This is a genomic window from Pseudomonas yamanorum (assembly GCF_900105735.1).
GTDB classification, from domain to species: domain Bacteria; phylum Pseudomonadota; class Gammaproteobacteria; order Pseudomonadales; family Pseudomonadaceae; genus Aquipseudomonas; species Aquipseudomonas yamanorum.
The window spans coordinates 357333-369648 of sequence record NZ_LT629793.1 but is presented as its reverse complement, the minus strand read 5'-3'; the positions used below and the strand labels follow the sequence as shown (position 1 = coordinate 369648).

The following is a 12316-nucleotide window of genomic DNA, read 5'->3' as shown; positions in this document are numbered from 1 at the left end:
CATGATATCCGACGCGTTTGAACCCTATTTGCTACGAACCTTTATCTCGGTATGCCAGCACGGCAGCCTGAGTGGCGCAGCCCTGCAGGCGGGCAGGGCGCAATCGGCCCTCAGCGCACAAATCCGCCGGCTTGAAGAGTTGCTAGGCCAGCGGCTGTTGCGCAGAACAGGTCGGGGCGTGGTGCCCACTACCGAAGGGGAACTGCTGCTCACCTACGCGACGCGCATTCTGGCCTTGGGCGAGACGGTAGCAGCGCGCCTGAAAGAGCGCACGGTGATGGGCAATGTGCGCGTCGGGCTCTCGGAAGACGTGGCGGTATCGGCGTTGCCGGCAGCGCTCGGCCGGCTGCGGCGCGCCTGCCCGCATGTGCACCTGGAGGTCGTCGTTGACCACGGCGACGCGCTCGCCGAACGTTGGAATGACGGCGAGCTGGATGTGGCCATTGGCGTCAGCTCATCGTTCAACGCCGACCCTGTGCACGCCTGGAACGTCGAGCTGTACTGGGTGTGCGCGATTGATGAAGAAATCGATGCGGCGCTGCCGCTGGATGTCATCGTGTATGCCGAACCCTGTGCCTGGCGGCGCTTGATGTTTGATGCGTTGCTGAACGCCGGGCGGGATTTTCGGGTCACGGTGACCAGCCCGAACATTGGCGTAATCACCGCAGCGGTGGAGGGTGGACTGGGTGTGGCCTTGCTGCCGGCGGAGAACATTCGGCCGGAGACCATGCGCATCATTTCCTTGGCTGAAAGCGATGGGCCTATTTTGAGTGTCAACTACGGCCTGTACGCCGTTCCACGGCAAAGCGACAGCATCCGCGCGGCGGTGGAACTGCTCACCGAGAGTTTTCACGCGATGACTCAACCCTTGCGATAAACCCCCGCCAACTCCCGCGCCAGCCCAATGAAATTCTGCAACGGCGTCGACGGATTGAACGTGCGCCGCACCAAGGTGATCGGCGCCAATAATCGTGGCCGTGCATCGCTGATCCGGCAATACACCACGCTCTCGCGGTGCACATCGCGCATCGATGCGGGCACCACGGAGATGCCTTCACCCGCGGCCACCAGGCTGACGTTGGTCAGCATGCGCTCCACTTCAAAGGCGATCTTCGGCTCGAAGCCGGCGTTCTGGCAGGCCTTGATCAGGTTGGCGTACATCCCCGGCGCGCCGGGGCGGCGGACGAGGATGAAGCGTTCGTCCTTGAGGTCAGTCATGGTGATTTTTGGCTCGGGGCCCTTGAGCAGCGGGTGGCCAACGGGCAGGGTCAGCAGCATTTCTTCGTTGAGCAGGCGGTGGAAGGTCAGGCTTTGGTGGTCGCCGACCGGGGCGCGGAGGATGCCGATGTCGATGCGTTTTTCGATGGTGTCTTCGGTGACTTCCCGGGCGCTGCCTTCGTTGATCGAGAGTTCCACGCCCGGGTAGTGCTCGCGGTAGGCGCGAATGATCCGCGGGATCAGCGGATGGGCAGCCGCGGAGCTGGTGAAGGCGATGATCAGCGTGCCCTCGATGCCTTGAGCGGCGCGGGCGGCCTTGAGGGAGCCTTGTTCGACGCGGGCGAGGATGGCCCGAGCCTCTTCGAGAAACACCATCCCACCGGCGGTCAGGTCGACGCCCTTGGGGTGGCGCTTGAACAGGTCGAATCCCAGCTCTTGTTCGAGGGCACGAATCTGTTGGCTGAGGGGCGGCTGCTGCATGTTCAGGCGGGCGGCAGCGCGGGTGAAATGTCGCTCTTCGGCCACCATGATGAAATAACGTAAATGGCGAAGTTCCATGGTGGTATATCCCGTGACAAGACTTTATTATTTGTGGCCAGAATGCGCCTTGGCGACCAATATGCCGAAAGTGGCCTGATCCGACAATAACAATAAATAAAAAGACCCTGGAGCATTGATGTCATCCCGATTTTCCAATAACGCCACATTGCCTATTTTGATTGCCATTGCACTTGGTATGGTGTTGGGACTGTTTTATCCAGGCGTGGCGGTTGAAATGAAACTGCTCAGCGACGCTTTTATAAAAGTGGTCGGGTTACTGATGCCGTTTCTGTTGTTTGTGTTGGTGTCAACGGGTGTGGCGGGTATCAAGCGCGAGCCTCAGCATCGGCATGTAGTCGGGCGCATCGTGGTGTATTTCCAGCTGATGTCCCTTGCCGCATTGGTGTTGGGAATGTCGACGGGGTGGCTGTTCAGCCTGGATCACACGGCAGTGGCTAACCTGGATTTTGACCCCCTGACGCCGCCTGTTGCGCCGGAGGCGCTCCTGCATGAGCTGTCCATGACGTCGATTTCATCCAGTCTTTACAGGGTTTTTACCCAGAGTCTGGTACTTCAGGTGATGCTGGTGGCGGTGCTGTGCGGGCTGGTGCTGGGGCGTGGCGGCAAGGTTGGCAACCGCTGCCTCGGCTGGTTGGAAGCAGCAGTCGCCGGGCTGTTCTTGCTATTGCGCTTTATCTTGAAATTTGCACCGCTGGCGGCTTTTGGGGCGATGGCGTTTGTGGTGGGGAAGTACGGTTTAAGTTCTGTTTTACCGCTGTTGAAGTTTATTGTGGTGATTTACCTGGCGTGCGCGGTTTTCGTGATTTTAGTGTTTGCGACGATTGCGCGCCTGGTCGGCGTTAAATTGACTCGGTTAATTATTTATTTAAAAGAAGAGTTGTTGTTGGTGACGTTTACCGGCTCATCAGTGGCAGCACTTCCCGGTTGTGTCAGCAAACTTGAAGCGCTGGGCTGTGATCGCCAGTTAGTACGGTTGGTGCTGACCACCGGCTATACGTTCAACTTGGCCGGCACCAATATTTACCTGACCACCGCCATCATGTTTCTGGCGCATCTGGCCGGGGTGGAAATTGCCGTTCCCGAATTGCTGGCGGTGCTGGTCATCTGCCTGTTCACTTCGCTGGGGTCTACCAGTGTGGCGGGCTCGGCGCTGTTTACCCTGATTGCCACCTTGAACATCCTGCAACTGGTGCCGCTGGAAGGGGTGGGGTTGTTGTTGGGAGTGGAGCGGCTGATGAAGTGTCGGTCGTTGACCAATGTGTTGGGCAATTGTGTGGCGTGCCTGGCGATATGCGGGTGGCAGAAGTCGATTGATCGCGAGGTGTTGAAGCGGGAATTGAGTCACTGAGCCGAGCACACTTTCCAAGCCAAAACTCGGTCAAATGTGGGAGCGGGCTTGCTCGCGAATGCGGTGGGTCAGCCAATAAATCTGCTAACCGATACACCGCCTTCGCGAGCAAGCCCGCTCCCACATTCAGATTGCATTTCAGCCCTTGGCGTTGAGCAACTTGTCGAAGGCCTTGTCCAGATTGCCCTCAGCACCTTTCAGCTTCTCACGACGCTCCTTCAACCAACTCTGGTCCGCGTCGAGATTCTTCCGCGCTTCTACCAACATCCGCTTGACCTCTTCCGGCTGCGGCCCACCCGTGCCTTTACGGGTCTTGACCATCGTCGTCGGCGACAGCGCCGCGCGGAAACCCGCCTCATCCAGCGGCAAGGTGTTCGGCGTCCATTTGTATTTGTCCGCCGCCTGGGTGTACAGCTTCTGCGCGTCTGCATACGGGAAGGTCTTTGGCGTGGTGCCGTTGCTGCGCGCCTCGGTGACGATCAGCGACGCGAAGCTGTGACCAATGCGGAACGGCACCTTGAACTGACGCTCCAGGGTGTCGGCCAACTCCATCGAAGTGGTCCACTCCGACTCCAGCTCATCCAGCGCACGCTGCGGGTTGATCTGCAGCGCATCCAGCACGGCATCCATGCTTTTGAACATGTCATCGGTGGACTGGAACAGCCCCAGTGAATCAAACGCGAACTTGTAGTCGGTCATGCCGGTGGTGACGTTGTGCGCGCGCAACGTCACGGTCTGCGCCAGGCCGACCACATCCGAGGCCGATTCCCGGGTGCGCATCAACAACCCCGGGTTGCGCTTTTGTGGCATCGCGCTGCTGGTGTAGGTGGACTCTTCGTCCAGCAGCAGCCAAGGGCGGATCTGATGGTACTGGGTATGGATATCGCCAATCATCGCACCGATACGGATCGCCGAAGACGCCGCCAGGTTGGCCGCCTCGATCGGAATGTCGTAGGTCGACACCTGGCTCGAATCCAGGGAGTTTTCCCGCACGCCGTCGAACCCCAGCAACTCGGCCAGGCGTTCGCGGTTCAGCGGGTAAGCGGAGTTCGCCAGTACCGCGGTGCCCATCGGGCTCAGGTTGAGGCGGGTATAGAGTTCACGAATGCGCTGGCCGTCGCGATCAAATGCGGCTTCGAACGCCAGCAGGTAGTGCGCATAGCTGATGGGCATGGCCTGCACGCCGTTGGTGTAGGCGGGTACCAGGGTGTCGATGTTCTTGTCGGCGATATTCAGGATACGTTGGCGGGTGGCGTTCAGTGCGTCGCTGTAGGCCAGCACCTGGGAGCGCAGTTTGGCCAGGCGGTAGGTGGCGAGCATGTCCTGGCGGCTGCGGCCGGAGTGGATCAGGGAGGCTTCCGGACCGATCTTGTCGGTCATGATTTTTTCCAGTTGCAGCACGTCTTCCGGGCGCTTGCCATCGGGCTGGTCGGCCTGGTCGATGGCAAAGCGCACGCCGCCGGCGATCTTGTGGCCCATGTCCGGCTTGACGATGCCTTCTTCGGTGAGCATCACGATCGAGGCTTTGTTGATGCGGTTCAGCCAGGCGAACTGGGTTTGGGTCGGGTCGCCCTTGGCCTTGTGGGCGCTTTGCGAGGAGCCCGGCGTGGCCCCGACTTTGGCCGCCTGGGCCGCGCATTCTTCGGTGGTTTTGCAGGGCAACGCGCCGGTGTCGGCGGCGTAGGCGCCGTAACTGCTCAACAGGGCAAAGGCGACGGCCAGGTGGATCAGGCTTTTTTTGTTATTCATGTGCAACGCTCCGGGAAAAATCACAGCAAGGGCAGGGTGTAGCTGACGATAAAGCGGTTCTGGTCGATATCGCTGCCGCTGCCATTGCTGCGATACGTGCCATTGCGCCATTTCACTTCAAGGTTCTTCAGGGCGCCGCTCTGAAACACGTAGCCGATATCGGTGTTGCGCTCCCACTCGGTACCTTCCAGGGTTCGGGTACGCACGAAGTTGTCACCCTTGAGGTAGCGGGTCATGAAGGTCAGGCCGGGGATGCCGAGGGCGGCGAAGTCATAGTCGTAGCGGGCCTGCCAGGACTTTTCCTCGGGGTTGGCGAAGTCCGGCGAGATCATCACGTAGTTGACGAGGTAGGAGTCGGTACCGTCCAGGTGGGGGAAGCCGGTGGTGCCTTTCATGCGCTGGTAGGCGGCGCCGAACGAGTGGCCCTGGATGCTATAGGTGAACTTGGCGCCGAAGGCCTGGTTGTCGATGTTGCTGTTGCCTTCCTTGCTGGAGTCGGCGTAACGCAGGTCGGTCTTGAACGACTGGGCGTCACCCAATGGCAGGGTGTGGACCAGGTTGAAGATGTGTTGCTTGTAGTTGTTCTCGAGGTTGGCGTAGTGGTAGCCGGTGACGAGGGTTTTGGTCCAGCTGTAGCTGGCACTGGCGAAGTCGAATTTATCGCTGGGCACGGCGCCCTTGATGCCTTTGCCATCGACTTCAATGTCTGCATGGCCGCTGTCGTTACGCAGGGTGTTGCTGGTCAGGCGCCCGGCGTCGAAGGTCAGGCCGGCGATGTCCTGGCTGGTCAGTTGGGTGCCGCGAAAGGTCTGGGGCAGCAGCCGACCGTCGTTGGGTAGTACGGTGGGCAGCTTGGGGATCAGCGTGCCGAATTTAAGTACGCTTTTGGAGATGCGTGCCTTGGCGGTGGCGCCCATTCGGCTGTAGCTGTCCGGAGCCCCATCCTCGCCGACGGGAAGCAGGCCGGTGTTTTGGCGGTCTGGGCTTGAGTCGAGTTTCAGGCCTTGCAAGCCGATGGCATCGATCCCGAATCCCACCAAACCTTCGGTATAGCCCGACTGGTAATTGAGGATCAGCCCTTGGGCCCACTCATCGCGTTTGGACTGGCTCGCGTTGGGCTGGCGGTAATCGCTGTTGAAGTAGAAGTTGCGAAATTCGAGGTCGGCCTTGCTGTCTTCAAAAAAGTCAGCTTCGGCAAAGGTTGGGAAGGCGAGGGTCAAACCGAGGGTGGCCGAAGTCAAACCCAGGGTAATAGGGGATTTTTTCATTGTTATTCCCGTTGTCTGCTGCTTATTTTTAGAATTATCTGGCCGGACGGCGACAGGGAGACGCGTCCGGCTTGCGCAGGCTAACGAGTTGTTTTGCAGATTGAAAATATATAGAAAGTGTTGAGACGAGACGAAAAAAGTATGAAGCGGACGCCCGATTTTTCAGACACTGAAGGGCCAATGTGGGAGCGGGCTTGCTCGCGAAAGCGGTGGATCAGTCAATACATCCGGTGACTGTCACACCGCATTCGCGAGCAAGCCCGCTCCCACACAAGCCCGCTCCCACATTTTGATCTGCGCTTTAGTGCATCTTGCTGTGGTCCATGGTTTCCGTTGCATTCAACGCGCGGGCCTCAGCCTTCACTTCGATCGACTGCTTTTCGCCCTTGGCATTTTCCACGGTGACGGTCAGCGGCACCTGGTCGCCTTCCTTGATCTGGGCGGTGAGGTCGATCAGCATCACGTGATAGCCATCCGGGTCGAGCTTGACGGCCTTGCCGGCAGGCAACGGCACCGAGTCCACCGGGCCCATGCGCATCACGTCGTCCTTCATGGTCATCTCATGGATCTGCACGGTTTTGGCGACCGGCGACGCCACGCTGAGCAGTTTGCTGTCGCTGTCGGCGGTGACGGTCATGAACGCACCGCTGGACGGCTGGCCCGGTACCGAGGCGCGTACCCAGGCGTCGCTGACCACCGCCTGTGCACTGGCGTGTGCGGCGAGGCCCAGCAGGGAAAGACCGAGGGCGAAGCGTTTGAGGTGTTGAACGGCAGTCATTAGCAGACCTCCATGACGGTGAGCAGGTCTTCTGCGCACTCTTTGGCGTTAAGCGAGGCAGACAGGCCCAGGCGCAAGGTGCCTCGGGTGTCGAACACAAAGCTGGTGGCGGTGTGGGAGAGGGTGTAGCTGTCGCCGGCGGGGATCTTTTCATAAAAGATCCCGAATTCCTTGGCGGCCACGGCGATTTCTTCCGGGGTGCCGTACAGCGCTTCAAAACTCGGGTCGAAGGCCTTGACGTAGGCGTCGAGTATCTTGGGCGTGTCGCGTTCGGGATCGAGGGTGATAAATACCACCTGCATGATCTTGCCGTCGCGGCCCATCAGTTTTTTCGCCTGGGCCATGCGCGCCAGGGTGGTCGGGCATACGGCGGGGCACTGGGTGAAGCCGAAGAACACCACCGGCATCAAGCCGCGGAAGGAACTCAAGGTGACGGTTTCGCCATCTGTGTTCTTGAGCTTGAAGGTACGGCCCATGATCTTGTCGCTCAGATCCTTGCCGTACTTGAAGTTCAGTTTCGGGCTGTTGTCACAGCCGGCCAGCAGGCCCAGGCCCAGCAATCCCATGCCGGAGAGGACTTTGCGGCGGGTGAATAACGTACTCATCAACTGTGCATCCTGTGAAGCGCCTGGGTACCACGAAGCGTTAAATCAGGCGAGGAGAGCGTGGCATTCTAACAACCTGGGCCTCTGGGCGTAATCTGCGACGTTCTGTCACAGGCCCTGCCGCGCAAGACCAGATGTGGGAGCTGTCGAGCTTGAGCGAGGCTGCGATGCAGGCGCCACGGTCTTGCAGGGGCACCGAGGCGATCCATTCGCAGCCTCGCTAAAGCTCGACAGCTCCTACAGGGGGAATGGTAAAGTCGCCGCCATGAAACTCTCCCGCCCGGACCGTTCACTCATTGCCTGGACCCTGTATTTTTGCGTCCTGTTCAATGTGTTCGTCTGCGGTTTGGGCCATGGTCAGATGATGGGCCTGGAGCTCAATGGCCTGGGCGGGCAGTTCTGTTCAAGCCTGGGCACCAAGGCCCCGTCCTCGGATGCCGGCCTGGGCAGTCCGACGGCCAGCAGCTGGTCGAATTTCTTCGCCTGCCCGGTGTGCTCCGCCGTGACCCTGGGCATCGTCTTCCTGTTTTGCCTGGCCTGGTTGTTGGGCCTGGGGCAAAAGCCGCGCCCGGCCCATGAGCAGCGTAACAAGGCGCCTCCGCGGTATTCCTGGCCCTCGGCCAACCCTCGCGCTTCCCCTGCATTCTGACGTGTGCCTTGGGCTTCCTGTTACCAGGAGGCGTTCTATCGTCACGAGTGTGAGTGCGTTCCATGAGCTCTATCCTGCCTTCCGGCGCTGCCCGCCTGGTCAGCAAGGCGTCGCGCCGTCCGTCCCGCGGCGACGTGTTGTTGCCGTCTGTCGAATACCCGAGTAACGCCCGCTGTTTCGTCCACCTGGATGCACGGTTGCTGCCGTATTGGCACACCTTGTTCGACATCTGCCCCGGTTTGCTCAAGCTCGACCCGCCGGAGGGTTTGAACCTGTTTCGCAGTTTCATGACCTGGGCCTACCGCAACCGTCCCTCCCTGAACTGGACCTACCACGTGAGTGTGTGTCGTTGGTTGCTCGGTTCGGTGTATCGCACGCAGATCGATGAAGAACCCATCGAAGCGTTCATGACAGCGGCGGCAGCCCGTTGGGTCAGCGATGACACCAGCCAGGCCCGGGGCTTGGTCCTGGCCTGGCAAGGTTCACCCCTGCAAGTGGTGGATTGGAAGCAGGGCAGCGGCGTACCGCTGCAGAAACTGCCGCCGCTGCCCGGGGATTTCGCCTGGTGCGCGCTGGATAGCCAGGGACGGTTCAGCGGGTGGTTGCCGGTGCCTTGAGGTTCTGCTCGATCCATTGGGCAACGCTGGTGACGGCGATCTGCTGTTGGGCATTGAAGGTGACGGCGGGGTCCCAGGCCACGCCGTGGCCTTGGGCGAAGGCCACCCGGTATTTCAGCAGATTGTCCTCGGGTGCAGCGGCCAGTTCCGCTTCCAGGTACGTCACCGACCAGCGTTCGCGTTTGAGGGTGAGCCCCAGTTGCGCATCCACGGTCTCTGCCAGCTCGCCGTAGGTCAGGGTGTCGCCTGCGGTGTACACCACTCGGTTGACGATCGGCGGTTCGCTGAACAGGATGCGCGCCGTCAGCAGGCCGATGTCCTCAGGCGTGGTGACGGTGACGGCAGTGTCCCAATCCCCCAGTGCGCGCACGGTGTTTTGTGCCAGGTCGACAACGCCGAAGGACGGCTCGAACAGAAAACTGGTGAACATCCCGGTGGAGACGATCACCCATTGCGTGCCCTGTTGGTCACGCAGCAAGTCGCGCACATCAAGCTGTTCGTCCCACAGGTCCTGGGCCGAGCCACGGCCGATCACGTCGTAATCCACACCGAACTGCCACGGTACATAACGCTTCACGCCACCTGCGATGACCGCGTGGGTCAGCTTGCGCTGGGTGCCCGGGCCTGCGGCAAAGCCGATGCAACTGATCACGGTGTGATAGTTGGCGAACACCGTTGCCAGTTCGGCCTCGGAGCCGTTGGCCAGGTCACCGGCCAGCAGCTCAATGCCCAGGGCGCGCAGTTCGGTGATTTCCTGCTGTTTGGCGGGGTCGAGGGAGTTCAGTGTGGCGGGGCGCAGCAACACCGTCACAGGCACATTTTGCGGTGCAGCCAGGCGTGCCAGTTGGCGCAGTACCGCCAGGCCCAGTTCGCCGGCGCCCAGTACAAGGATCGAAGCAGTCATAGGGTTCTCGGTTCGATTGAAAGTCATGCCATGCTTGCAGAATTGCCGACGGGGCATAAGAAGGCACACCAGTGATACCGGGAGTAGAAGGTGGACAACGACGAGATCATCAGGCGCTCACAAGCCGCCTGCGAAGCCCTTAGCGCCGATGAAGACGGGCTCAAGCGCCAGGTGCTGACCCATGCGGGTAACCGCTGGTCGTTGGGCATCGTGCACCTGTTGGGCGTTAACGGGCGACTGCGCCATGCCGAGATCGGCCGGCGCATGGAGGGCGTCACCCAGCGCATGCTCACGCGGACCTTGCGCCAGCTGGAGCGCGATGGCCTGGTGTTGCGCCACGACTTTCAGGAGGTGCCGCCCAAGGTCGAATACCAGCTGTCGGAGCTGGGCAAACAGCTGCTGGTGCACATGATTCCGTTGTGGACGTGGGTGGTGGAAAACGCCGACGGATTCAGGCGTGCCCGGGAGCAGTTCGATGCTGATCAGGCGCTGTGATCAAGACGTGGGCCGGCAGTCTGCACGTTTGCTCGCAGGCCCATTCTCGGGAAACAAGTGCGCATGCAGGTAGTCGATAAACACCCGCAGCTTGGGTGTTGGATGCCGGCCCGAAGGCCACATGATCCGGAAGTTCTCTGCTTCCGAACACGCCTCCAGCACCGGCACCAATTGTCCGCTGTCGAGCCATTCACGAATGGCGAAATCCGCCAGGTAGGCGATGCCGATACCTTGCACGGCAAAGCAGATGCGCGCTTCCAGGTTGTTGCAGACCATCGCGGCCGGCAGTGGGAAATCAGCTTCCACTCCGTCCTGGCGCAGGGGCCAGCGCTGCATTTTGCCTGTGTTGGGGTAGCGGAACTTGATGCATGCATGCTGGGCCAGGTCTTCCGGCCGTTGCGGCGTGCCGCGCTCGGCGAGGTAAGCCGGTGACGCCACCAGCAGCATCCGATAGCCGCCGATCAGGCGCGATGTGAGGCGCGAGTCGGGCGCTTCACCGCTGCGCAGCACGGCGTCGTAACCTTCTTCCACCACGTCCACGCGGCGGTCGGTAAAGCTCAGGTCCAGTTCCACCTCGGGGTAGGCTTTCTTGAATTGCGCGAGCACCTGCAAGAACGGATGGCCCACCAGCGGAAGGCTGACCTTGAGCCGGCCACGAGGCGCCGACACGGTTTGCGAAAGCTCGGCTTCGGCCTCGTCGATCTCCATCAGGATGCGCCGGCTGCGCTCCAGGAACAGCTCGCCCTCGGCAGTCAGCGTGACGCTGCGGGTGCTGCGGTTAAACAGGCGCACACCCAGGCGCTCCTCCAGGCGCACCACGCTCTTGCCGACCGCCGAGGCCGTTACGCCCAGCACGCGCCCGGCGGCGACAAAACTGCGGGTTTCGGCGACCTGCACAAAAACATTCAGGGTGTTGAGGCTGTCCATCGAGGCTCCGGTTTGGCTGAAGGGGCGCCTGGACACCTTATCCGGATTACGGAACAAAAGCTCCGCAGACAATGGAGGTGGCGCCCCCTTAATCCCGTTAAGCAAGGCTCATATCCTTGTGGCATAGCCCATTCACGAGGAATACCACGATGACCGACACCATGAAGCGCTGGGAAATACCCGCACTGGGACTGCACACACTGCGCCTTGCCGACGTGCCGCGCCCCACCGCGAAGGCGGTGGAGGTACTGGTGCGCGTCGAGGCCGTCTCGCTCAATTACCGCGACGGCGAAGTGGTCGACAACGGCATGGGCGCCGACCTCACATTCCCATTCACGCCGGCCTCCGACATGGCGGGCACGGTGGTCGCGGTGGGCGAGGGCGTCACGCGCTTCAAGGTTGGCGACAAGGTGCTGTCGGCGTTTTTTGCTGGCTGGATCGACGGTGCCCCTTTCTCCTGGAGCCAGGCACCGTCTCAGGGTGGCCCCATCCCCGGGATGCTCGCCGAGTACGTGGCAACGCCTGCCGAATGGTGTGTGCAGGCGCCGCTCAGCCTTACGGCGGGGCAGGCCAGCACCTTGCCGGTGGCCGCCCTGACCGCCTGGATGGCACTGTTCGAACTGGGCCACCTGCACGCCGGCCACACTGTGGTGGTGCAGGGCACCGGGGGCGTCTCGTTGTTTGCCGTGCAATTGGCGGCGGCCAATGGCGCCCACGTGATCATCACCAGCATCAGCGATGAAAAGATCGCGCGCGCCATCGAGCTGGGTGCCACCCATGGCATCAACCGCAGCCGGGTGCCGGAGTGGCACACCGCAGTGCAAGAACTGACGGGTGGGCGAGGCGCCGAACATATCCTTGAAATGGCCGGTGGAGACAACCTCACGCGGTCCCTGCAAGCGGTGGCCAATGGCGGGCGTATCTCGGTGATCGGCTTGCTGGAGAGTGATCAACTGAGCGCGACGGTCATGGCGCTGCTCGCCAAGCGGGCGTCCATCACCGGCGTCGCAGTCGGGCCGCGCCGGGCCCTGGAAGACCTGATTGCGATGATCGACCGCCATGGCATCGAGCCGATGATTGATCACACCTACGGCTTTGAGCAAGTCCCCGAAGCCTTTGCTCATCTTCGGCGCGGTGCCTTCGGCAAGATCGTGATCGAGGTCGCGCGGTGATCTACATCATTCTTGGTCTGTGCAC

General features: G+C 61.1%; 13 protein-coding genes. 6 read left to right on the top strand and 7 right to left on the bottom strand.

Translation table 11 applies throughout. The annotated features are described in order from the left end of the window. The first annotated feature begins 1 nt into the window (after position 1). Complete coding sequence (locus tag BLU46_RS01760) at positions 2-877, top strand: LysR family transcriptional regulator (protein WP_063030856.1); 876 nt, start codon at positions 2-4, stop codon at positions 875-877. Here BLU46_RS01760 and BLU46_RS01755 read toward each other — a convergent pair. Then, positions 862-1776 (bottom strand): LysR family transcriptional regulator, encoded by a 915-nt coding sequence (locus tag BLU46_RS01755; protein WP_093197722.1) that lies wholly within the window; start codon positions 1774-1776, stop codon positions 862-864. The two genes, BLU46_RS01760 and BLU46_RS01755, sit on opposite strands and share 16 nt — an antisense overlap. A gap of 118 nt (positions 1777-1894) precedes the next feature. On the opposite strand from BLU46_RS01755, the gene BLU46_RS01750 reads away from it, so the two are divergent. Beyond that, positions 1895-3127 carry a cation:dicarboxylate symporter family transporter gene (locus BLU46_RS01750; protein WP_093197717.1) on the top strand — a complete coding sequence of 411 codons (1233 nt, stop codon included), beginning with the start codon at positions 1895-1897 and terminating at the stop codon, positions 3125-3127. Between the two features lie 138 nt (positions 3128-3265). Here the strand turns inward: BLU46_RS01750 and BLU46_RS01745 are convergent, their stop codons facing one another. From BLU46_RS01745 to BLU46_RS01730, 4 genes are all read right to left on the bottom strand, one after another. Next, complete coding sequence (locus tag BLU46_RS01745) at positions 3266-4876, bottom strand: argininosuccinate lyase (RefSeq protein ID WP_093197713.1); 1611 nt, start codon at positions 4874-4876, stop codon at positions 3266-3268. A gap of 20 nt (positions 4877-4896) precedes the next feature. Next, complete coding sequence (locus BLU46_RS01740; protein ID WP_063030848.1) at positions 4897-6144, bottom strand: OprD family porin; 1248 nt, start codon at positions 6142-6144, stop codon at positions 4897-4899. 301 nt (positions 6145-6445) lie between these two features. Further along, positions 6446-6922: a copper chaperone PCu(A)C gene (locus BLU46_RS01735; RefSeq protein ID WP_063030846.1), complete on the bottom strand. Its 477-nt coding sequence runs from the start codon at positions 6920-6922 to the stop codon at positions 6446-6448. Next, positions 6922-7527, bottom strand: coding sequence for an SCO family protein (locus BLU46_RS01730; protein WP_017475143.1), 606 nt, complete (start codon positions 7525-7527; stop codon positions 6922-6924). Before BLU46_RS01730 ends, BLU46_RS01735 begins: the two co-directional genes overlap by 1 nt. A 265-nt stretch (positions 7528-7792) precedes the next feature. On the opposite strand from BLU46_RS01730, the gene BLU46_RS01725 reads away from it, so the two are divergent. Further along, positions 7793-8176, top strand: coding sequence for a DUF2946 domain-containing protein (locus tag BLU46_RS01725; protein ID WP_093197707.1), 384 nt, complete (start codon positions 7793-7795; stop codon positions 8174-8176). Positions 8177-8238: 62 nt separating this feature from the next. Then, complete coding sequence (locus BLU46_RS01720) at positions 8239-8793, top strand: putative natural product biosynthesis protein (protein ID WP_017475145.1); 555 nt, start codon at positions 8239-8241, stop codon at positions 8791-8793. Here BLU46_RS01720 and BLU46_RS01715 read toward each other — a convergent pair. Beyond that, entirely contained in the window at positions 8768-9697 is a 930-nt protein-coding gene (locus tag BLU46_RS01715) for an aromatic alcohol reductase (RefSeq protein ID WP_063030842.1), read from the bottom strand. The genes BLU46_RS01720 and BLU46_RS01715 overlap by 26 nt on opposite strands. Positions 9698-9787: 90 nt before the next feature. Here BLU46_RS01715 and BLU46_RS01710 point away from each other — a divergent pair, with 90 nt between their 5' ends. Next, positions 9788-10192 (top strand): winged helix-turn-helix transcriptional regulator, encoded by a 405-nt coding sequence (locus BLU46_RS01710; protein WP_093197702.1) that lies wholly within the window; start codon positions 9788-9790, stop codon positions 10190-10192. Here BLU46_RS01710 and BLU46_RS01705 read toward each other — a convergent pair whose 3' ends face one another. Further along, on the bottom strand, positions 10193-11119 hold the full coding sequence (locus BLU46_RS01705) for a LysR family transcriptional regulator (protein WP_093197696.1): 927 nt from the start codon (positions 11117-11119) through the stop codon (positions 10193-10195). It lies immediately after the preceding gene. 149 nt (positions 11120-11268) lie between these two features. On the opposite strand from BLU46_RS01705, the gene BLU46_RS01700 reads away from it, so the two are divergent. After that, positions 11269-12291, top strand: a complete 1023-nt coding sequence (locus BLU46_RS01700; protein WP_093197691.1) for a zinc-dependent alcohol dehydrogenase family protein — start codon at positions 11269-11271, stop codon at positions 12289-12291. Positions 12292-12316 lie beyond the last annotated feature (25 nt).